At 36.8% G+C, this 22,934-nt stretch carries 20 protein-coding genes and 1 riboswitch; of the genes, 9 read left to right on the top strand and 11 right to left on the bottom strand.

The window, feature by feature from the left end; translation table 11 throughout:
- Positions 1-7 precede the first annotated feature (7 nt).
- On the bottom strand, positions 8-1,081 hold the full coding sequence (locus tag MKX29_RS12910; protein ID WP_341105899.1) for an amino acid ABC transporter substrate-binding protein: 1,074 nt from the start codon (positions 1,079-1,081) through the stop codon (positions 8-10).
- Between the two features lie 521 nt (positions 1,082-1,602).
- Between MKX29_RS12910 and MKX29_RS12905 the strand changes: the two genes are divergently transcribed.
- Entirely contained in the window at positions 1,603-2,169 is a 567-nt protein-coding gene (locus MKX29_RS12905) for a TetR/AcrR family transcriptional regulator (protein ID WP_224939315.1), read from the top strand.
- A gap of 97 nt (positions 2,170-2,266) precedes the next feature.
- Positions 2,267-4,399, top strand: coding sequence for an MMPL family transporter (locus MKX29_RS12900; RefSeq protein WP_341105896.1), 2,133 nt, complete (start codon positions 2,267-2,269; stop codon positions 4,397-4,399).
- A 338-nt stretch (positions 4,400-4,737) separates the two neighbouring features.
- Here the strand turns inward: MKX29_RS12900 and MKX29_RS12895 are convergent, their stop codons facing one another.
- Together MKX29_RS12895 and MKX29_RS12890 are read right to left on the bottom strand one after the other, a co-directional pair.
- On the bottom strand, positions 4,738-5,340 hold the full coding sequence (locus MKX29_RS12895; protein WP_224939312.1) for a pyroglutamyl-peptidase I: 603 nt from the start codon (positions 5,338-5,340) through the stop codon (positions 4,738-4,740).
- 88 nt (positions 5,341-5,428) lie between these two features.
- Positions 5,429-6,547: a mechanosensitive ion channel family protein gene (locus MKX29_RS12890; RefSeq protein WP_289434516.1), complete on the bottom strand. Its 1,119-nt coding sequence runs from the start codon at positions 6,545-6,547 to the stop codon at positions 5,429-5,431.
- A gap of 290 nt (positions 6,548-6,837) precedes the next feature.
- Between MKX29_RS12890 and MKX29_RS12885 the strand changes: the two genes are divergently transcribed.
- Both MKX29_RS12885 and MKX29_RS12880 read left to right on the top strand, forming a co-directional pair.
- Positions 6,838-7,185 carry a PadR family transcriptional regulator gene (locus MKX29_RS12885; RefSeq protein ID WP_224939310.1) on the top strand — a complete coding sequence of 116 codons (348 nt, stop codon included), beginning with the start codon at positions 6,838-6,840 and terminating at the stop codon, positions 7,183-7,185.
- Entirely contained in the window at positions 7,172-8,194 is a 1,023-nt protein-coding gene (locus MKX29_RS12880) for an HAAS signaling domain-containing protein (RefSeq protein ID WP_341105886.1), read from the top strand. The genes MKX29_RS12885 and MKX29_RS12880 overlap by 14 nt, the downstream gene beginning before the upstream one ends.
- Before the next feature lie 85 nt (positions 8,195-8,279).
- On the opposite strand, the gene MKX29_RS12875 is transcribed toward MKX29_RS12880, so the two are convergent.
- The 3 genes from MKX29_RS12875 to MKX29_RS12865 all read right to left on the bottom strand — a co-directional run bounded on the left by MKX29_RS12875 (position 8,280) and on the right by MKX29_RS12865 (position 12,083).
- On the bottom strand, positions 8,280-9,797 hold the full coding sequence (locus MKX29_RS12875) for a glycine betaine uptake BCCT transporter (RefSeq protein WP_224937014.1): 1,518 nt from the start codon (positions 9,795-9,797) through the stop codon (positions 8,280-8,282).
- A gap of 304 nt (positions 9,798-10,101) precedes the next feature.
- The gene (locus MKX29_RS12870) at positions 10,102-11,517 is read right to left on the bottom strand and encodes a hypothetical protein (protein WP_341105882.1); all 1,416 of its coding nucleotides are present in this window, start codon (positions 11,515-11,517) and stop codon (positions 10,102-10,104) included.
- A gap of 119 nt (positions 11,518-11,636) precedes the next feature.
- Complete coding sequence (locus MKX29_RS12865) at positions 11,637-12,083, bottom strand: GNAT family N-acetyltransferase (RefSeq protein ID WP_341105880.1); 447 nt, start codon at positions 12,081-12,083, stop codon at positions 11,637-11,639.
- A 211-nt stretch (positions 12,084-12,294) separates the two neighbouring features.
- On the opposite strand from MKX29_RS12865, the gene MKX29_RS12860 reads away from it, so the two are divergent.
- From MKX29_RS12860 to MKX29_RS12840, 5 genes are all read left to right on the top strand, one after another.
- Complete coding sequence (locus tag MKX29_RS12860) at positions 12,295-12,870, top strand: hypothetical protein (protein WP_341105878.1); 576 nt, start codon at positions 12,295-12,297, stop codon at positions 12,868-12,870.
- Between the two features lie 79 nt (positions 12,871-12,949).
- A riboswitch (SAM riboswitch) is annotated at positions 12,950-13,065 on the top strand.
- Positions 13,066-13,156: 91 nt separating this feature from the next.
- A complete protein-coding gene (locus MKX29_RS12855) occupies positions 13,157-14,272 on the top strand; it encodes an iron-containing alcohol dehydrogenase family protein (RefSeq protein ID WP_341105876.1) in 1,116 nt (371 codons plus the stop codon).
- Entirely contained in the window at positions 14,269-15,090 is an 822-nt protein-coding gene (locus tag MKX29_RS12850; RefSeq protein ID WP_224937019.1) for a MetQ/NlpA family ABC transporter substrate-binding protein, read from the top strand. The genes MKX29_RS12855 and MKX29_RS12850 overlap by 4 nt, the downstream gene beginning before the upstream one ends.
- 39 nt (positions 15,091-15,129) lie before the next feature.
- A complete protein-coding gene (locus MKX29_RS12845) occupies positions 15,130-16,167 on the top strand; it encodes a methionine ABC transporter ATP-binding protein (RefSeq protein ID WP_251162039.1) in 1,038 nt (345 codons plus the stop codon).
- The gene (locus MKX29_RS12840) at positions 16,142-16,813 is read left to right on the top strand and encodes a methionine ABC transporter permease (protein WP_224937021.1); all 672 of its coding nucleotides are present in this window, start codon (positions 16,142-16,144) and stop codon (positions 16,811-16,813) included. Before MKX29_RS12845 ends, MKX29_RS12840 begins: the two co-directional genes overlap by 26 nt.
- Before the next feature lie 91 nt (positions 16,814-16,904).
- Here MKX29_RS12840 and MKX29_RS12835 read toward each other — a convergent pair whose 3' ends face one another.
- The 5 genes from MKX29_RS12835 to MKX29_RS12815 all read right to left on the bottom strand — a co-directional run bounded on the left by MKX29_RS12835 (position 16,905) and on the right by MKX29_RS12815 (position 22,931).
- A complete protein-coding gene (locus MKX29_RS12835; RefSeq protein WP_341105872.1) occupies positions 16,905-20,009 on the bottom strand; it encodes an MMPL family transporter in 3,105 nt (1,034 codons plus the stop codon).
- Positions 20,010-20,097: 88 nt separating this feature from the next.
- On the bottom strand, positions 20,098-20,673 hold the full coding sequence (locus MKX29_RS12830) for a TetR/AcrR family transcriptional regulator (RefSeq protein WP_251162042.1): 576 nt from the start codon (positions 20,671-20,673) through the stop codon (positions 20,098-20,100).
- Positions 20,674-20,789: 116 nt separating this feature from the next.
- Positions 20,790-21,116: a hypothetical protein gene (locus MKX29_RS12825; RefSeq protein ID WP_341105868.1), complete on the bottom strand. Its 327-nt coding sequence runs from the start codon at positions 21,114-21,116 to the stop codon at positions 20,790-20,792.
- A gap of 459 nt (positions 21,117-21,575) precedes the next feature.
- Positions 21,576-22,217, bottom strand: coding sequence for a 3-oxoacid CoA-transferase subunit B (locus tag MKX29_RS12820; RefSeq protein WP_095371955.1), 642 nt, complete (start codon positions 22,215-22,217; stop codon positions 21,576-21,578).
- A 15-nt stretch (positions 22,218-22,232) separates the two neighbouring features.
- Positions 22,233-22,931, bottom strand: coding sequence for a CoA transferase subunit A (locus MKX29_RS12815; protein WP_224937040.1), 699 nt, complete (start codon positions 22,929-22,931; stop codon positions 22,233-22,235).
- Positions 22,932-22,934: the final 3 nt, after the last annotated feature.

Here is a 22,934-nt window from a genome sequence, read left to right as displayed (position 1 = left end):
TCTTTACTTAACGGAATGGAGGAGAGTAAAGAATTCCGCCATCAGTGTATAATGCGTTTAACCCTCTATCTAATTTGAAAATGGTATCTGCTCCAAGATTCTTCTCAAAAATTTCGCCATAATTCCCTACTTGCTTAATAATCTGGTAGGCAAAGTCATTTGGGAGCCCTAACTGTTCTCCAAGGTTTCCTTCAGTTCCTAACAATCTTCTAATTTCAGGATTTTCCGATTCTAAAAATTCATCAACATTTTTAGAAGTGATGCCAAATTCTTCAGCTTGAATAGTAGCAAAAACCATCCAGTTCACCGCATCAAACCACTTATCATCTCCACCTTTTACTGACGGTCCAAGTGGCTCTTTCGATAAGTTCTCCTCCAAAATCTTATGTTCATCAGGCTTTTCCATTACTGCCTGCCTTGCAACTAATCCAGATTTATCTGTTGTCCAAGCATCAATGCTTCCTGATTCATACGCCGCTACTACTGCATCTTGACCATCAAACACAACCGCCTCATGCTCAATACCAAGCGCTCTCATCTGATCTGCTAAGTTCAACTCCGTTGTTGTTCCTGTGTCTACACCAATACGCATACCTTTTAAATCCTCAAGAGACTCTACCCCACTGTCGGCTCTCACCATAATACCTTGGCCATCATAGAAAGTTGTTGGCGCAAAATTCAAACCAACTTCCGAATCACGGTTTGTTGTCCATGTTGTGTTTCTAATTAACACATCAACTTCGCCTGTTTGCACAGCTGTAAATCTCTCTTGAGCAGATAAAGGTCTAAACTCAACGGATTCGGCATCCCCTATCGCACCCGCTGCTAGTACTCGAGCGAAATCAACATCAAACCCAACGTTCTTACCACTCTCATCGATGTAGCCAAACCCTGGCAATTCATCATTCACTCCAGCAACTAGCTTCTTATTATCAATCACTTTACTAAGAATAGAACTTCCGGATGATCCATTATTCGAATCCCCGCCTTCCTTTCCCCCCGCCTCTTCATTCGAGCAACCAGTTAGCGCAAGCAAAACTACTAAAACGAAACTCATAAAACCAAATGAAATCTTCTTCATAATTACCCCCCTTTACTCTGTTAATTAACAGAATTTTTAGATATTTAACAATAGTAATAGATCCACATGTAAGATTGTCTATCACTATATGTTATATATTAACTTTATTGTTTTTTGTAGTCAACTTTATATTTTTAATTTTCTTAAAAATATAAATATTTAGAATAAATTAAATGCATTTAACAGTTTACTAGAATATTAATCTTATTAATCTCTTCCTATATTACTGGAGTCTAATCAGGTTTAATTACAAATGAAGAGTATTTCTTAATAATATTTATCATTTTACTAACACTCATTCTAAATACCTATTCTATACACCGGATTAATAATCTTTTTTACCAAAACGAACTACATTTACCCTTCCCCTTTTCTTCTCTCGCTTTTCCGCGATTATTTCATAAAAGTAATTTTTCAATATAACACTTTACCTTCTTTCTTTTGAAGAAATAATGAATGAAAAAGATATAACTTTCGATTATAAATGACAAACGATTATAATATTGATGAGGTGAATAAATATGGGTAGAGATAGAAAGTTCTCCATTACAGAATTATACGAACATACACAAGCATTATTACTAGAAGTTGGATATGAAGCATTTACGTTTAGTTTATTGGCAGAAAGGCTAAATGTAGCAAGAGGAACAATTTATAAGTATTTTGAAAATAAAGATGAACTTATTACAGCTTTTATGATTTATGAAATGAATCAATTTATGCAAAAACTCGAGCAAATTGAGGAAAAAGGAGATTTTGAACGGCAATTTACTTACTTAATGGAAATTATCTTTGAAAGAAGTGAGATTCAGGAATTAATCAATATTACAAAGCAAGTGAATACAACAAACGAAAAAACAGCTGCAAATCAATCTTATTTTAAAAACATGAGTATAAATATGTATACATGCTTACAAAACTTTGTCCAACTAGGTAAGCAAGAAGGAAAGTTAAACCCATCCTTGCCAGACACAATGATATTAGGCTTTATTTTTCAATCAGTAGCCATTCCAAATCATTTTCAGTTACCACGTGAGCAATGGGTTCAATCCATTATTCAAATGGTAAGTAACGGGATACGCACTTAATAATTGACACATGTGTCACTTTGGAGCAAAATATGATAGAACCATGGAATTTTTATGATTTTCCACCCCAACCTAACTTGAAAGGATGTCCTATCAAATGAAAAACTTGCTCCATACTATTACTGATCGAGTAGCAACGAAAAAAGGGGCGTGGATTACCATCGTCTGTTGGCTAGTTATCGCGCTAGGGTTAGCATTTTTTGCTCCTAATGCGAAAGATTATCAAGTGGGAAGAATTGCTACTCTCCCTGAAGATAGCCAATCGATTATCGCCCAAAACAAATTAGAAGAATACTTTCCAAGCGCTGACGGTATTCCTGCCATCCTTGTCTTTCAGGATAAAAATGATGAGCAACTTGAAACCTCTGTTTTAGCAGAACAACTAAATAGCTTTAAGAATAATGAAATTAAAGGAATAACTGAGGTCATTCCACTAGAACAATTACCACCTGAAGCACTCGAAGGCTTCTTTTCTGATGATCAATCCATAGCAGTCATTCCACTACAATTTGCATCTAGTATGGAAAGCGGAGATATTCAAACTTCCATTCATCAAATGCAAGATATGATCGAAGATCAAACAGACCTAAACTTTTGGGTAACTGGACCCGCTGGCATTAGTGCAGACTCTCTTGACCTATTTTCAAGAGCTGATGTTGTCCTTATTTTATCTACTGTCGCTTTAATATTAGTCTTACTTATTGTTATTTATCGCTCACCACTGCTTGCTATCATTCCTTTATTGGCTGCTGGATTTGTTTATGAAGTTGTTATGAAGTCATTAGGTATTTTAGGAAGCCTAGGATTAGATCTCAGTCAACAAACCATTTCGATTATGTTGATCTTGTTATTTGCAGCAGTAGTTGATTATTCGCTTTTCGTATTTTCACGTTTTAGAGAAGCATTAAAAAACCATGAAAACTCTTTTGAAGCGATGAAAGTGGCTATGAGAAGTGTTGGCATGCCTGTTTTCTTCTCTGGAGGCACGGTTCTTGCCGCTATGCTTGTTCTTTTCTTTGCCGAGTTTGGTGATTATCGAAACTTCGCTCCAACTTTCGCAACAGCCATGGCGATTATCATGATCTCATCCATAACGCTCATTCCTGCTTTATTTGCGTTATTTGGCAGAAAAGCATTTTGGCCAAAAGTACCGAAAATGGGAGACCATTCAGTGAAAGGAAGTTCTTTCTGGAGTAAGGTAGGACAATTCGTTGTCAAAAAACCGATTGTATCCGTTATATCTGTCGGGGTTATCTTGGTCGTCTCTGCATTAAATATTTCAAACTTAGACTATGAATTTGATACGATAAAATCTTTCCCTGAAGATATGCCATCTCGTGTCGGTTATGAAGTATTAGAAGAAAACTTCTCTAGCGGAGATCTTGCACCAACAACTGTTTTAGTTGAATCATCACAAGCATTATCTGAAGAACAAGTTTCTTCTATTGTCGAACAACTTTCAACAAGGTCAGAAGTAAATGAAGTTAGACCTTCTGGGACAGCTGAAAACAATCAAGTTCTTCAACTGAGCTTGACTTTCAATGACAGTCCTTATGCGATTGAAAGTATTAATGAACTAGAAAAAATAGTAAATGAGAAAGATGAGTTATTAGATAACAGTAATATAGATGGCGACATTTATTTTTCAGGTGAAACAGCGTCATCATTAGATGATCGTAAAGTGAACAATAATGATATCCTTTTGATTGTTACACTTGAAACGGTCCTCATCTTCTTACTCCTTATCGCTTTGACAAAATCGATCAAAATGCCAATCTATATGATGGGAACTATTCTCATATCATTCTTAGCAGCATTAGGATTGGGAACATTTTTGACAGAGATATTTTTCGGAATCGATGCTGTAAGTAACCGCGTTCCTTTATACGCCTTTGTATTTCTTGTCGCACTTGGAATCGATTATAATATTATGCTCGTTTCTCGCTTTCAAGAAGAAAGAAAGCACCATAGTGTCAAAGAAGCTGTTCAATTAGCTGTTTCTCATACAGGTGGAGTCATTTCTTCAGCCGGCTTGATTCTAGCCGCAACATTCGCTGTTCTAATGACACAGCCTATCGAGTTACTATTTGTATTCGGATTTATTGTAGCTGTCGGAATTCTATTAGATACATTCCTTATAAGAGGTGTACTTTTACCAGGATTAATTGTTTTATTAGAGAAAGATAAACAAGGAGATAAGCAAAAATCAAAATCTGTTAATAACGGATAGAATACAAAAATTAATTTATGTTTGTACTGCCACAGATGATGTTCTGTGGCAGTTTTTATACGCTGAGAATATAACACATAGATTGATAATACTAATGTAAAGAGGTGAATTTCTTTTTTACAAGAAATATCACTACTCTCTCCTTCTTGCCAAGGAGTTCTTACTACAAACGTTCCTTTTGAACGGTCTTCAATTAGATAAACAGCGTTTACTACACCTCTCCCAATATAGGATATATCTTTCACTTGCCAGACCTCTTCAGACTCTAACGCTATTCGGATTTGTTACTTTAAATGCTTATTCAACCTATTATCAAAAATGACATTAGATTCTCCTAACTACTCTAACGTTTCTATACATATTTCGATCGCCCTTGTTAAATCATATTGACTCCAACTAGGCAGTTTACTATTGGTCAAAGCTAATCGATGCGACGCAGGAATATGAATAAACCCTGCTGGGATATTAATGTTATGTTTTTTTATATAATACAGTACTTGATACATCACATGGTTACATAAATAAGCTCCTGCTGTATTAGATATTTTTGCAGGGAAACCATGATGATGAAGCCTTTCGACCATTTGCCTAATAGGTAGCGTAGAGAAATAACCATCTTCGCCATCCATGTGAATAGGCTCATCCACTGGTTGAACTCCGTTATTATCAACAGGTCCATCATTTACATTAATCGCTATCCGCTCGGGTGTTATTTTATCTCTACCAGCCGCTAGCCCCATAAGTATCACGGCATCTGGATTCATTTCTTCCATTTTTGTTATAAGTGTTTGCTTTACATGTTTAAACGAGACGGGGAGCAAGGCCGTTTGCACATGATAATTCCCAATGTTTTTGCCATCTAATGCTTCCACAACTTCTGCGGTTGGATTAATTGGAAAATCTAAAAAAGGTTCAAAACCGGTTAATAATAATTTTTGCATCTATCTCACCCTTCATTATGTAGAATATTCAATTATTTTATAAAAAAAGAGAAATCGCTTCTTTTCTAAACAAGAAGCGATTTCGTTTTTAAGAATCTTTCCCTAACATTAATTGATCTTTGTTTTCCTTCTGATCGGCAAGGAGCTTGTCGGAATCAACATATACGCGAGTGCTTTCTAGCGCAATGATGACACCTTCTTGCTCAAGAATATCAATGATTTGAAAGTTAATATTCTCTTTAATTTTAAGGAATTCTCCCCAATTGGTTGTGTTCGTAAAGAAATACAAAAATAAGTCATATGAATTATCTTTAATTTCATCAAAAGTAACAAAGATGGTTTCTGGATGGATATCATCATTATTCACTAAAGTTGAATGAATCCTATCAACAATACGTTGCAGCTTATGTCTAGGTGTCTCATGTGAGATCGATAAATTAAAGGTAATTTGTCTTTTTCCCATTCGGCTCCAATTCGTAATCGGTTCATTCGCAATTGTCCCATTTGGTAATGTAACAATCGCCTGAGCGAATGTCCGGACTTTTGTACTTCTGAAGGAAATATCTTCTACGGTCCCTTCAACACTCGGCGTCATAATCCAATCACCCATTGTAAAAGGTTTCTCGGTTATGATAATAAAACCTCCGAATAAATTACCAATAGCATCCTTCGCTGCAAAAGCAATTGCAGCACCACCGATACCAAGCCCTGCTACAAGACCACTGATATTATATTCAAACACTTGTAAGACAATACTTGCAGTAATTACAATAATAACAACTCTTAACATCCTTGATAAAAACGGAATGAGTATATCATCGACTTCAAGTGTATATTTATCACGCATCTTAATGAAAACTGCAGATGATGCAGAAGCAATATTATAGAAGCCCCAACCAATCATTATCATGAACGCTGATCTTATTAAGCGAACAAACAGCGTATTATGTTGCTCTAAATATGGGAAAAACCCCATGGCAATATACAATCCGACAATGATGAATATCCATTTCACCGGTTTTTCAAATGAAAGAAAAATGTGAGATAAAAGCTGTGAATTGGCCTTATTACTCACCTTCATTAACAATTTAAAAACATATTTTGCAAAAATACCGCGAAAAATTAAAAAAAGTATCAAGATTCCTATTGATATCCCTAGCTGAATCCAGGTGTTCTCAGAATCAAGGAATGAAAAAGCGCCTTCCATTTATCTGCCCCTCCTTATAATCTAGTGTTTATCATACCATAACACCGCTTGTTACCATTAGTAAAAAGATATTACCTTATGTAAATAACCGTTCCACACGTTAACAAACCTGATGATTGAAAATAATGTCGAATGTATCTTGTCATCTGCCTTCTTATTCTTTCTCATTTTCAGCTATTCTACCTTGGAGATTTATGTTAAGAAATGCTGTCGAAAAATATTATGCACATTATTATTGATTTTATAATACTGTATGATATACACTATTGTTATTAACGAGGTGATTACAATTGAAAGACTTATTACATTCCCTTACAACAGAGCTAAAACGTGGAACACTTACATTAGCGGTTTTAAGTCAGTTAGACGAACCACAATATGGCTACTCTTTAGTACAAAACTTAGAACAATCGGGCATCGAAATAGAACAAAGTACTTTATACCCTTTGCTTAGACGACTGGAAAAACAAGAACTTGTCACTAGTAGTTGGGACACAACCGAAAGCAGACCAAGAAAATATTATCAGCTTAGTGAATATGGGAAGAAGATCTTCGCAGCATTAAAGGAGGAGTGGGCAAAAATGTCTACTGAAATGAATTTATTATTAGAGGGGGGAAACAACAATGGAATGGATTGATGTTTATATCCATGAGGTTACAAAGCGTCTACCTGAAAAACAACGGAATGACATTGCATTAGAGCTAAAATCATCCATTTTAGATGCACTACCAGAGAATTATTCGCTCGAAGATGTAAAAGCTGTATTGGAGGACTTAGGAGATCCAGCAGAAATCGCGAAGAATTATCGCGATGCACCCTCCTATTTAATCGGTCCTGATTATTATGACTTATTCATGACCACTATGAAGATGATTTTACAACTTGCCATTGGGTTTGCTGTTGCTTTCATCGTTTTTGAAGGAGTAATTACTTACCTAAACAGCAATCAAGATTGGACCTATATATTCACTGTCTTCGGCAAAGGGATTTGGACGGTTCTATCTACAGCTATCCAAGTCGTATTCTGGGTCGCTATTGTCTTCATTATTATGGAACGAACTGGCGTCGCGCCTTATGAAATCGCCGGTACAGGAGAAAAATGGACACCAGATGATTTGAAAAATATTACTGTTATTCCCAAGAAAAAAGGGATCACGAAGATCGATATTTTTGCTGCGTTCCTCTGGACAGCCATATGGGGTACCATTTACTTCTTCGCACTTGATAGGGTCGGTATCTATACACAAAATAATCAAGAAACAGGGTTAACCCTACTGACGCCGATTTTCAACCAAGAACTTCTTCTCTCATTCTGGCCACTTGTTTTGATTGTTATTTTATGCGAGCTCACATTAACGGTATATAAATGGGTAAAGAGGCAGTGGACCAAATCTTTAGCAACCATTAACACTATCTATCAACTCTTGTATACGATCTTGTTCCTGTTAATTATTCTGCAACCAAATCTTTTCCATAGTAATTTTATCAATGAACTTAGTCAGCTCTTTAACACAACAGCAACAAATATAAGTTCAATTCTTGATACAATTATTGGGGTATCTATTGCTATTACCATCATTTCAGCTGTTTATGCTTCATATGAAGGTTTTAGGAAAAGTAAAATAAAGAATGATACTTTGCTGTAAATCAAAAAAATACCTTACCGATAAGTGAAAGAGAAAAAGCCCGAACCATGTTAAAACATTGAACATGGTTCGGGCTTTTTCCTATTTATTTCTCTGGTTTCTTTTTCTTTGGTTTTATATATAAGCCGAGCTCTTTTCTTTCTTGCATTAATGAACGATATATGGAAATCATCATTAATATCATTATAATTGAAAATGGAAAGGCTGCAATAATTAATGCATTTTGCAGACCTTGCAATCCTCCACTATATAGGAGTATTAAGGCTACTAAAGACTGTGCAACACCCCATGTAAGCTTTACAGAATTGTGAGGGTTTAAGGAGCCATAAGTCGTTTGCATTCCTAAAACAAAAGTCGCAGAGTCTGCTGATGTAATAAAGAATGTCGATACCAACAGAATAGCGATGATAGAAATCACCATAGACCATGGAAACTCATTAAATACAGCAAATAGTACTTGCTCTGTCGGGAATTGACTTAAGTCTACAGCCCCACTTCGCTGCACATTAATAGATGACGTACCGAATACAGCAAACCAGAAAAAGCTGACTAGCGCTGGAGCAAGTAGGACTCCAGATATAAACTCTCTAATTGTTCGTCCCTTAGAAACACGCGCAATGAAAATCCCCACAAATGGTGACCAGGAAATCCACCATGCCCAGTAAAAAATAGTCCAATCGTTAATCCATGAACGATGCTCTCCATCTAATGGTGAAATACTAAAACTCATGCGTATAATATTTTGTATGTAACCACCAATCGTATCTGTAAACATATTTAAGATGAGTACTGTAGGTCCTAACACAAAGACAAGTAAGACTAAAATAACAGCTAACACCATATTAGCATTACTTAAATATTGAATCCCTTTACTCAATCCAGACCATGCCGAGATCATAAATAATACAGTAACTATGGCAACAATAATTATTTGGACCACAAAGCTATCAGGAATTCCGAACAAATACGTTAGCCCTCCATTAATTTGCGCTGCTCCAAACCCTAGAGTCGTTGCCACACCAACCACAGTCGCAAATACAGCCAACACGTCAATGATTGTACCCCAAATACCATCCATTGCTTTTCCAAAAAGAGGTTTCAATGTTGCTGAAATTAAACCTGGCTCTTCTTTTCTAAATTGAAAATAAGCCAGTACTAATGCAACTAATCCGTATATCGCCCAAGCATGTATACCCCAGTGAAAAAATGTATAACGAAGTGATTCCCTAAAAGCTTCATCGGTTTGACCATCAGCTAGTGGAGGTCTTACATAATGTGAGAGCGGTTCAGCAGCACCCCAAAAGACTAACCCTATTCCCATACCCGCACTAAACAACATCGCGAACCATGATAGGGTAGAAAATTCTGGTTTAGAATCTTGTTTTCCTAACTTAATAGAACCAATGGGGCTAAAAATGAGGAATAAACAAAAAGCAACTATAATAGTTACTAATATAAGGTAATAAAAGCCAAAACTATTTGTTAAAAAAGCTTGTAAATTTGCAGTTACACTTTCAAACAAATCTGGAACTGCTACACCTAAAATAACAAAAATAAAAACAATAAATACGGTAATCCAAAACACATTTGATACTCGCTTCATAGAATAGTCCTTTCAAATAAATTCTTGTCCACGTAATTCTAAACAATAAAGATTTGCACCTTATTCTTTCTTAGTTTGAGACAAATTTTTTTATTTATTCTTTGTTTAAAAGAATACGCACCGTTCGACAAATTTCTTACAAATATTTACCCAACTAAAACAGATTTAAACATCTTTTTAACTAGAAATACTTATATCCTTTTCAGGTAGGTATAATCTGCTCTATATACAAGCTTAACATTGATAGAACATAAAAAACACTTTTTAAGCCATTCTCTGAAAGCAAAAAAAGTGCTGAATTTTCTCAATATTGATCCATACAACTTGTGTCAATAACCCACGGTTCCCCTGTAGTCATATCAATCATCTTAATATGACCTGTAGTAAGTGGATAGGTCGGTAAATATGTTAATGTGTATTGATGCTTCTCTATATTCTTTCCCCAGCTTAATTCCATAAAAAGCTTTTCCTTAATCATTTCTGTTGCAACTTTAAATGTAAGGCTTGCGACAAATGATACATGTGAGAAATCTTGGAGGACATCACTATCTACATCTACATACTTCACCAAACCTGTATCGTCTATTTGAATATGAACAAAAGCATCAGCTACTTGAACGCCTCTTTCTTGTCGAATAAACGTAAAATCGTATATGCCGTTTGCGGGTTTTTGACTTATAACATGATCGTCTAATTGTTGCAGTTTAAAATAATCATGAGGGTTATCACAAACTGCTTGTAACACTGATGTAGCAGTTAAAAGCGCCACTTTCGAATTAACAGGTCTAGAAGCAAACGTTTCAGAATCATCTAAGCCCATTAATTTAAGCAGTCTTCCATCCGCATTGAATACAAATTTTATCGCACCAGGGATGTCTAATTCATCATCTAATAAATCTTCCTCACTCACCCGTAAGGATTCTTTAGGTAACTTACTCCACACCTCTAGTCTACCACTTTTCTTTTTTGCTTCAGCTACAAGCATATGGTCTTCCGTCATTCCCGCCAAAGTATAAATATCTATAAATTCGGCTAAATGGGGTAAGGATGTCACCAGCGTTTTGCCTACACCAAACGAATCCGAGGTAAGCACCCCCCCATTTGTGTGAACACCAAGAATAAAATCCTCCAACTGATAAACATAGTGATACTCATCATCACCATTAACAAATATGTCTTTATCATACTTTGCAATAACAGGTAGAATCCTTAAATGATTTAAATAAATCCGCTTTGCTTCTTCATTCGTAATCAGTGTTTTTGGATAGACAAGTTCAAAATCCATGCTTTCTCTTTCGACTGCACTTAAAACCCCATTACTAAGCATTGTAAAACTAATTCCAGAATGAGGGAGTTCCTTATTCAATCGCTCATCTTTGCGATTATATAAAATCATATGATATTCACCTAAGTCAATATATGCTGACAAATATAACCCATGTCTGAAAGTCGAATCATAGAACCTTTCTATAAAATGCTCTGCTTGCATGATCATATCAAACTTACTCATTTCCCCTGGAATTTCATCTAGTTCATCCGTATAAATGAAAAACTCTGCCACACCTAATTCATCCATACGAACCGAGCCAATTGACTCTCCCCAATCTTCCAACAGGATATCATACACATTTTCTTCAAATTCCATCTGCTCCATAACTAAATCATCTGGGTTGATTCCTTTAAAATAGGTTTTTAGTTGTTCCATTATTAAGTGATTCAAAGCAGCTGTTCTCCTTTAGTTATGATTTAATTAACGTGCAGGAAGTGAAATTTTAACATTAGATCGTTTCTATTTAAAGGTTCTCTTTAATTCTTCCCATAATAATGACATCTATAAAATTAGAAAAGCGCAGGGCGTCCGGAGCTAGACAAAGCCTCGTTAAACATTTCATATAACGCCAACGCCCTTATATTATCTGCACATACATCTAACTCTAATCTGATGAGCCCTAACTCTTCATCGGCAAGCTTTACTATTCGCTCAAGAAGCGTCTTACCAATCCCTCTTCCTTGTACTTCTTCATTAATAGAGATGGACACATTACCGCTATATCTCAACTTTCCACTTCTCTCTTCTAAGGAAGCTACCCCTCGAACATGACCGTTATATTCTGCAACAAATACATGGTCTTCTTTTGTAAGTCCTTCAATATAATCTTCAATATCTTTTAATCTCCCCGATGATAAGGCCATTGTCTGTTCGATAATAGCATCTTGCCTATGCATTTCATGAATATCTCTTGCATCATTTATATGTATCGGTCTAATCTTTATTTCTTCCCCCATGTAAAAACTCCTTTTTTTTGTCAAACTGTTCTGAATGAAAACTTATAAACTAAGACTACCACTTTTTTTAGTTTGAAAAATATTGCTTTACCTATTTACGAATGAACAGTATAAAAAGTTTCTTACCATTGCACTGACATAATCACTACGATACAAAATATATATGAAAGGAGGCATCGAGATATTTTATGAGCATCTAAAGGAGGGTAATTTGAATATGCTTGCTTTGTTCAGTCTTTTTTTAGTTGTCGGCTACAGTTTCTTTTTCTTTATTAGTGCCGTTAGAAAAAACAAAGAAATAGCTACCCAATATTCTAAATGTATTCCCATGGTGGTTGGTATGACGAGTAGCTTAACAATCGGTTTGATTATATCTGTGTGGTTACCAGAAATGGCTAAAGCAACTGTATTATCTATTCTCATTAGCGCTGTCATTGCCATTTTTATAGGACTACCGTTTAAAACAAACGGACTCGTTGAAGCTCAAGCGTCAAGTCTCATGGGAAGTATGATGGGGGCAATGCTAGGTATTATGTTAGTACCAAGCGAAGTTACATTTATGATCATTAGCATGGATCTGATTTATTTAATTAGTATTTTTGCCATGATGCTTCTCATGCACAAAAAACATTCATTAAAGGAAGCATTGAAAAATCGACCTGTGCCCTTCTATCTAACATTCCTATTAAGCATCGCCATTATCTGCGCATCGGGAATTCATCAAGAAGCGAAGAACTCAATTCATCCGATTGAAGAAAACACCCCACAAGTAGAACACCATCACTAGTTTAAAGATTAATTTCAATTATGTTATTGACTTTTCATGTAATAGATAATATTATGAATATAATTTAATAAAGCATTTTCTCTTATAAAGAGCGGCTGAGGGACTGGCCCTGCGACGCCCGGCAACCATTCATATACCCATATGAACAGGTGCTAAATCCTGCAAAATACTATTTGGTATTTTGATATATGAGAGAGGTTACTACTATTCTAGTATATTTATGCCTCTCATGATGAGAGGCATTTTTGTTTTTATAATTACATCAAAAGAGAAACGAGGAGAAGAAATGACTGCAACAATCGTAAAAGGGGCTCCAGGATATTATTTATTAGGTTCAGGCATTCTAACAGAACTCCCCGACCTACTTAAAGATATTTCTGTTTCCAAATACCATATCATAACCGGTAAAAAAGCTTGGCAAGCCGTGCAGCCCTACTTGCCCAAGGAAGTAATAGATAACAACATTCACCTTCATTACATAGATGGTCACACTACCTTAAAAAAGGTCCATGACATCCAAGAATTATTAACAAATGATGGTGCTAATGGCGTAATTGGTATTGGTGGTGGGACAGCATTAGATATAACAAAAGCAGTTGCGATTGAAGCATCTGTTCAATCCATTCTTATACCGACAATCGCAGCTACCTGTGCCGCATGGACACCTTTAAGTGTTTATTATAATGAAGAAGGCAGCTTTACTCATTATACCGAGTTTCCTATTGCGACAACCCTCGTATTGATTGAACCGGAAATTATTGCTAAAGCGCCTATTACTTATTTAAAAGCAGGAATTGGGGATACATTAGCCAAATTTTATGAAGCTGAAGCTCTAATTGAAAGTCTTTACCATGAAAAAACACTACCTGTACCTAAACAAGTTTCGCAATTTTCAGCCAAAATTTGCCGAGATACATTGCTTAATGATGGTGAAGCAGCACTACAATCAGTAGCAAAAAACGAAACCTCACCAGCACTTATTCGAGTGATTGAAACGATTATCATGACTGGGGGTATGGTCGGTGGATTCGGCGAAAAGGCAGGACGAATCGCTGGTGCCCATTCGCTTCACAATGGACTAACCGTAGCGAATGCAGCCAAAGATTTCCTTCATGGGGAATTAGTCGCTTACGGGATTCTTGGTCAATTGGCCATTGAAGAAAAATGGACGGAAGTTGATTACCTTCTCCCGTTTTATGAGAGCTGGCAATTGCCAAGTAGTCTCTCTACTCTAAATATAGATGTGAATGACGAGCAATTAATGAAAACAATTGTGAAAAAGGCGATACGTCCAACTGAATCGATTCACTTTATGAAAAACGAGATAAGTGAACAATCTGTTTTACAAGCACTTCGATTATTAGAGAAACAAAATGAACAAAAAGGAGTTCAAACATCATGAAAAAATGGTTATTAACTGGAACATTCTTATTATCTTTAACAGGCTTAGCTGCATGTGGTAGTGATGAAGCCAGCAACTCTACAGAAGGGTTATATGACGATGAAGAATTAGTCATTGGTGTCACTGCAGGTCCACATGAGCAAATCTTAGAAAAAGTAATTGAATTAGCTAAAGAAGAAGATATCAATATTAAACCACAAGTATTTACTGATTATGTGATGCCAAATGTTGCATTAGCTGAAAAAGAGATTGACTTAAACATTTTTCAAACAGAGCCTTATTTTAATGCATTTAAAGAAGATAGAAATTTAGATTTAGTTAAATCTTTTGATACCGTGTCATTCCCGATGGGCATCTATGCACTCAATGTAAAAGATGTAGCTGAATTAAAAGACGGCGCAAAAATCGGTCTTCCGAGTGACCCAACAAATAGTGGCCGAGCTCTATTACTATTTGAAAAAGCTGGATTAATCGAATTAGATCCTGAAACAGGTATTAATTCAACAGTTCGTGATATTGAAAAAAACAATGGTAACTATGAATTTATTGAACTTGACTCTGCTCAAATCGCTCGTCAGCTAGAAGAGCTTGACGCTGCAGCTATTAACACGAACTTTGCGATTGAAGCTGGTTTTGTTCCTTCTAAAGACGCTATCTTTATCGAGCCTAAAGATTCACCTTACGTAAACCACGCTGCTGTCCGTACGGAGAATAAAGATGATGAAATTCTTGAAAAATTAGCTGATATCTACCGCAGTGAAGAAATTGAAAAGTTTGTTGAAGAGGAATTTGACGGATCAGTTATCGTCTCTTGGTAAAATGATTAAAAATGAGCGTTACGGAGGGAGCATCAAATCATGATAGAGCTTAAGAATATAACCAAAACCTTTACAGGAAAACAAGGAAGCATCCATGCATTAAAGGATGTCTCACTATCAGTGAATCAAGGCGAAATCTACGGGGTTATCGGATACAGCGGCGCTGGTAAAAGTACATTAATTCGCTGTGTGAACTTACTTGAAAAACCTGATAGTGGTTCTGTAAAAGTTAATGGGGTGGATTTAACCACGCTGACACCAGGAAAACTCCGTGAAGCAAGAAGTCATATCGGCATGATTTTTCAAGGGTTTAACTTATTAAAAACAGCAACAGTTTATGATAATATTGCTATCCCTCTTAAACTAACAGGATTAGATAAGAAAGAAGTAAAGAGCCGCGTTAATAAATATTTAGAGATTGTCGGTTTAAGTGAAAAACAAAATGCTTATCCAGCTGAGTTATCTGGTGGCCAAAAGCAAAGGGTTGCTATTGCACGTGCATTATCGCATGAACCAGAAGTATTACTCAGCGATGAAGCAACAAGCGCCTTAGATCCAGATACAACAGAGGCAATTCTTGATTTGCTCTTAAAAATCAATAAAGAATTAGGAATTACGATTCTCCTTATTACACATGAGATGAATGTTATCCAAAGGATTTGCGATTGTGTGGCCGTTATGGAAAATGGGGAAATTATTGAAGAGGGGCGAACGAAGGATATCTTTACCTCTCCTCAACACAGTACAACAAAAAGATTCGTTAATAGCTTATTTTCACATGATATCCCCGATGATCTATTAGAGGAATTAAGTGAAAGTGGCCAAGTGGCAACATTATCTTTCTTTGGTGAATCATCAGGTGATCCTGCACTTGCATTAGTAACAAAAAAATATGATATTTTCCCTAATATCTTATCTGGTAATATTACAAGATTAAAAGATGAAGCATTCGGACAGTTGCTTGTCCATTTTAAAGGCGATACAGCAGAAATTAACAAAGCCATACAATTTTTACAAGAGAAACAAGTCCATGTGGAAGGAGTGACACTCAATGAACGCCATCAACGAATTTCTTGATGCATGGGGTGCTGATTTATGGGAATCAACGATACAAACTTTCCAAATGGTTGGTATCTCTCTCGCTATTTCCATTCTGATCGGGCTACCATTAGGGATTCTTCTTGTTTTGACTAGACCAGGTAAAGCCCTAGATAATAAATTTGTATATAATGTGCTCAACATAGTAATTAACGTCATTCGTTCCGTACCTTTTATTATCTTATTATTTTTCATTCTACCGTTTACCAAGTTTATTGTCGGTACATCGATTGGTGTAAAAGGCGTAATTGTCCCACTTGTTATTTATACTGCTCCATATATTGCACGCTTAATGGAATCAGCATTACTTGAGGTTGACCGTGGGGTTGTCGAAGCCTATGAAGCAATGGGAATTAAAACAAGACATATTATATGGAATGTACTGGTTAGAGAATCTCGCTCTTCAATCGTTCTTGGACTAACGATTGCAACAATTGGATTAATTGGTGCTACTGCAATGGCAGGACTCGTTGGCGGCGGAGGACTTGGTGACTTAGCCTACCGTTATGGACATTTAAGATATGAAGTTGATGTGATGTATGTCACAGTCATTTTACTGATTATTTTAGTACAAGGATTACAGTCATTAGGGAATTTCTGGGCTGCGAAGTTAAAGAAAGATTAAAACAAAAGAGCCGAAGCGAATGTTCGGCTCTTTTCTTATTTCTGCTTGCAAATTCTTAAGAAAACTGGAGATGAAATTGTTCCTCTTAACTTTATCTCTCTTCTCTTCTTCTCTTTAATTTCTCCCCAATTGCTAAAAATGATGGGACTAAGATTGGTAGCATAAGCAAGCTCAGCATGATTAGCCCAATTATCACAACTAGCGCCACTTCGATCAGTGTAATAACACCTGAAGGGATTAATGCAGCAAAGGTTCCTCCTAAAATAATAGCGGCCGATATCACTACTCCACCTATATTTTTCGCTGCCGTTAAGATCGCATTTACTGGATTACCATCCACTTCATTAAAACGCATCATAAGAAAGATACTATAATCGACCCCAAGAGCGATAATCATAATAAAGCCAAAAAACGGCACATTCCAGGCGAGTTCACCTACGCCGAGAATAGATTGACTCATCCATTCACTAATACCTAATGAAGTATAGTAGGCTAATAGAAGTGCAGCAATAATATATAACGGCTGCATAACAGAACGGGTAATGACCATTAGAACAATGCCAATGCCAATTAACATTATTGTTGCCGTTCGAGCGAAATCTTCTGTAGCAATATTTTGTAAATCTAGATTTTGCTGTGTTTGCCCACCGATTGCATATTCAGCATCTTGTAAAATGGTTGCATTCAAGCTTGCCGGTACTTGACGATTGACTTCCTCCATTACCTTCATCGCTTCATTTGTATAAGGATTTTCTTCTAACACTATCGTCAACGTCGTCATTTTTTGATTATCTGATACATACATATCAAGTGCTTGCTGGAATTCCTCTCCTTTTAACACTTCCTCTGGAATAAAGAATTTCTCTGAAGCTTTCGAGTCACTTAAGCCACTAAGATACTTATTTGCATCCTGTAAACCTTCTCCTACTTGATTTAGTCCATCTGTACTTTCTGCTAATCCCTTTTGTAACTCCACCATTTTCTCACTTAAATCATTTAAACCTGTTTGGAGCATGGTTTGCCCCTCATTAATTTGAGCTAAACCAGACGCTAATTCACCCGTTTTTGTTGCCATTTCGTCTGATGCATTTGCACCATTTGCTAACCCTGCTTGCAATTCATTTGCGCCTGACTCTAATGCAACTAAACCGTTTTGCAGTTTTTCTAAACCAGCATCCACTTGCTCTAGTCCTGCATTCGCTTCTGCAAACTGCGTCATCGCTCCTTCATATTGCGGATGGACAGCTTCTAATTGCGCATTTAACTCCTCAACTTGTTGCTTCGCCTCCCCTGCTGTTCCTAATGCTAATTGCATATGTTCATCTGAAGCAGCTTCGGGATTTTCTTCAATATAGTTTGTTAATGATTGCTCAATTTGCGTAAATGCTAAAGTCATGCTTGTTACAGCAGTATTCATCTGCGAAAATACATTGCCTGTATTCGAAAGACCTGTTTGCAGTTCTGTATAGCCACTCAATAATGTGCCAGTTGCACCAGAAAGCTGTTCCACACTTGCCTTCACATCTGCAACCCCTTGATTTAACTCACTTGCCCCACTACTACCTGATTGAATTCCAGTTGTTAATTCATTCAGTGCCTCAACTAAGGTCGACGCTCCGTTTTTAGCATTTGTTGTTCCATCAATGAGTGTTTGCACATCTTCTAATTGATTACTATTTTGATTGGCTGATAATTCTCCTTCAGCAGAAGATAAACCATCATGTATCGATCCTACCCCTTTGTTAGCATCCCCAATCCCTTGATTTAATTGATCTGTTTGATCATTTAAATAGAGTTCTGGTATTTTTTCTCCAGCTGGTCTTGTTACAGATTGTACCTTGGATACGCCATCTACAGCTAATATTTTCTCTGTCAATTCATCTATCGCTTGCAATGACTCTTGTTGATTGAGTGATTGCTCATTTTTTATAACTAATGTTGCCGGTGCTGAGAACCCAGAAGGAAAATGGTCTTCTATCCGATTGATCCCCTGTTTTGATTCAAAAGAATCATCTACTTCAAGAAGGTCGTTATAGCTTAATTCTCCCGAGTATTTGAATACAAATGGCAAAGAGATAAGGAGGACAATAAGTAATGAGAGAAAAGGACGCATTATTGAATGTCCTGATAGAAATCCCCAAAATTTACTGTCTGCATGACCATCAAATTTCTTAGATGGCCAAAACATTTTCTTCCCTAATACGTACATGAAAAATGGATTAAATGTATACAACACTCCGACAAGGACTGCTACACCAATAGCTACTGCCGAACTAGCTTGATACAAGCTAAATTGAGCAAACATTAATACAATAAAACCAATAAATACCGCTAAACCACTATATAAAACAGTAATTCCTGCCGTACGATAGGTAACTTTCAGTGCCTCTAAAATGGATTCCTGCTTACTCAGCTCTTCTTTAAACCTCGTAAAAAGTAAAATATTATAGTCCGTACCTATTCCAAATAAAATCACTACTAAGAATACTTGCGTGAAATTTGAAAATGGGTAATTAAATGATTCTACTAAGTTGGCAATAATAGACATAGAGACGATATAGGATACACCCACAGATAATAATGAGATAAACGGTATAATCGGTGAACGGAAAACAAGAATTAATACGAGTAGGATGAATACGACGGCAATTGCCTCGGTTTTCTTAATCCCATCCTGCGTCGCCTGAACAAAGTCTTCCATGACAAGTTCGTTGCCAGTAATAGAAACCTGGAGTGAATCTGTTATGAGCTCACTTCTAAGAGAATTAGCGACTTCCTGTAATTCTCCTTGCTCTCGGTCAATAGAAATCTGCGCTAGTATGGTCGAACCATCTTCAGCTGTTAGAACCGAGGCTGCTTCTTCACCATCTAAATGCGTTGTCATCTCTTCGATGCCAAGTGTTGATTGTCTGGCTTTTAATTCTGAAAGAAGTTTATCTAATTCCTCTTTCTCCTGATTAGACATTTTCTTGCCATCTTTTGATCCTATTACTGCTATAAAATCATACGTATTTGCATTCTCATCCATTTCCTCTAACATATGTGAAGCTTCTCTACTTAAGGCATTATCTGGTATGGTTATTTGCCCCTTTTCTCTAACAAGGTCATCCATATTCGGCATCCAAAGGAAACTTAATATTGAGATAACAACCCACCCGAAAAATAATAGGGTTCTTACATTTTTAAACTTTGACACGTTCTGGCTCCTTTCTCTTTTTTATATACGGAATGAATATTCATTCCTATTTATGTTCAGCTTGAAATCAACTTTCAAGCTAGCTTAACTAGTTGGCTTTAATCGCATTCCAACAACATTCCTCTAAGTTATCCATTAAAGGAGAACTACCATCAATCGTTCCTGCCCGCACCATTTTTAATATTTGTACAATGGCACCATAAACAACACCTATCAAAGCCTCTGTTTGTAGAACAATAATTTCTCCTCTTTCTTGACCAACCCTAACAACATTAGAGATATACTCTATAAACGCATCAAAAAGTTCCTGACTCTCTTTTGTTAAAAACATTTCATTACAATGAGAATCAATGAAATGTAACGCATGTGTATCTCCCATCGCAAAGTGGTGAATACTCTCAAAGATATGATGAAATTGTTCACGGATACTTGCATCAGTCGGATAATCCTTTAATAATTGTTCAAATAACGCATTTAGTTTTTCCTGGAAGAGCACATTAACTAAGTTCTCTTTATGATCAAAATAACGATAAATCGTTCCTGCCCCAACCTTTGCAGCATCAGCAATCATTGGTACCGTCGTCCCGTTATACCCCCTCTCTGCAAATAAAACAATCGCGGCATCCAATATATCTTGCCGCTTCGACTTTTTTGCGTCCGTCATATACTCGCTCCTCACTTTAGTCAATATATGATTCGGAATGAACATTCATTCCTTTTGGGAATAGAATAATATATTTTTTTATATTTTACAAGAGAAAAGAGAGAGGTATTTGGACTTTAAGTAAAAATGGCAGACTTGCCATGATTATAGGAAGTTGTACACAAACAACTTTTTACCACACCATCTACGTTTTTGTGGAGTTTGCGTATATGGTTTGCGCGCAATTCTTTCTTTGCTACTCCTCGCTTTTGCGCGTATTCTTGATTTGCACGCAGTTCTTTGTTTGCTAATCCTCGCTTTTGCGCGTATTCATGGTTTACGCGCAGTTCTTTGTTTGCCACTTCTAACTTTTGCGCGTATTCATGGTTTACGCGCAGTTCTTTGGCTTCTCCTGCTCGCTTGTGCGCGTATTCATGGTTTACGCGCAGTTCTTTGTTTGCCACTTCTCACTTTTGCGCGTATTCATGGTTTGCGCGCAATTCTTTGGCTTCTCCTGCTCACTTTTGCGCGTATTCTTGATTTGCGCGCAGTTCTTCGGCTTCTCCTGCTCACTTTTGCTCGTATTCATGGTTTGCACGCAATTCTTTCTTTGCTCCTGCTCACTTTTGCGCGTATTCATGATTTACGCGCAGTTCTTCTGCTTCTCCTGCTCACTTTTGCGCGTATACTTGATTTACGCGCAGTTCTTCTGCTTCTCCTGCTCACTTTTGCGCGTATTCTTGATTTGCACGCAGTTCCCTACCTTTTCCTTCCCACTTTTGTGTGTATTCATTACTTAAAGAATAACTCACCTAACGATGCCTGACTTGTTCACAAACTCCTACTTTACTTATCTTCCTAACCCCTCCTTCATTTAGCAAAAAGACTGACTCAAGAATAGAGTCAGTCTTTTTGCTACAAATTTACTTCACCGATTCACGTACAATAAAAGAAGCGGCAGTTGCCTCTTTCAATTCTTCTAATGTTACACCTTCTTGTAGTTCTACCAGTTCCATTCCTTTTTCAGTGAATTCGAAGACTGCCATGTCCGTAATAAGTACATGAACAACTCCTTCACCAGTTAGTGGCAATTCACAACTCTTTTTCACTTTAGACTCACCATATTTATTACGATGGTCCATGATGACAACGATGCGTTTTGCTCCTTGAACAAGGTCCATGGCGCCACCCATACCTTTAACCATTTTTCCTGGTATCATCCAATTGGCTAAATCACCTGTTTCAGATACTTCCATACCACCAAGGATAGCAAGATCGATATGACCGCCACGAATCATAGAGAAGGATTCTGCGCTATCAAAATACGAAGCATTGCGTTTAGCTGTCACTGTTTCTTTTCCAGCATTGATAAGATCAGCGTCTACTTCAGACTCTTTCGGGTAGCTACCAATGCCCAATAAACCATTTTCGGATTGAAGCATCACATCAAATTCTTCAGGGATGCGATCTGCAATTAAAGTAGGCATGCCAATACCAAGGTTTACACACATACCATCTTTAATTTCTTTTACTGCTCTATTGAGTATTTTTTCTCTTCCACTCATGATTATGTCCTCCTTTTAAGCTTCTTTTCTCGTTGTTAGTCTCTCTATTCTTTTCTCATAAGCTTTTCCTTCATATACATGTTGAACATATACGCCCGGTGTATGAATCTCATCTGCATCTAATTCTCCCGCACCAACTAACTCTTCTACTTCAACAATCGTTATTTTTCCTGCTGTCGCCACAGTTGGATTAAAGTTACGAGCTGTTTTTCTAAAGACTAAGTTGCCAAATGGATCTGCTTTCCATGCTTTTACAAAAGCGAAATCCGCTACAATGCCTCTTTCTAAAATATATGTTTTCCCATCAAATTCTTTATGTTCTTTCCCTTTAGCAACCTCTGTGCCTACACCAGTTGCTGTATAAAATCCTGGAATTCCAGCGCCACCAGCTCTTAACCTTTCAGCTAATGTACCTTGAGGAACGAGTTCAACTTCAAGCTCACCGCTTAAAAATTGTTTTTCAAATGTTTTATTCTCTCCTACATAAGAGGCGACCATTTTTTTAATTTGTTTATTTTGTAGAAGTAAGCCTAATCCCCAGTCATCCACACCACAGTTATTACTGTATACCGTTAGTTCCTTCGTTCCTTTTTCTTGCAGGGCTATAATTAGTTTCTCTGGAATTCCGCATAAACCAAAACCACCTACTGCTATAGAAGCACCGTCCTGAACTTGTTCTAACACTTCATCTAAAGATGTAATTATTTTACTCATGGT

Origin of the sequence: Cytobacillus sp. FSL R7-0696, assembly GCF_038006865.1 — a bacterium.
Classification (GTDB): Bacteria; Bacillota; Bacilli; order Bacillales; family Cytobacillaceae; genus Cytobacillus; species Cytobacillus kochii.
Note: the sequence above shows the minus strand (reverse complement) of the source record. Positions and strands in the feature narration are given on the sequence as shown.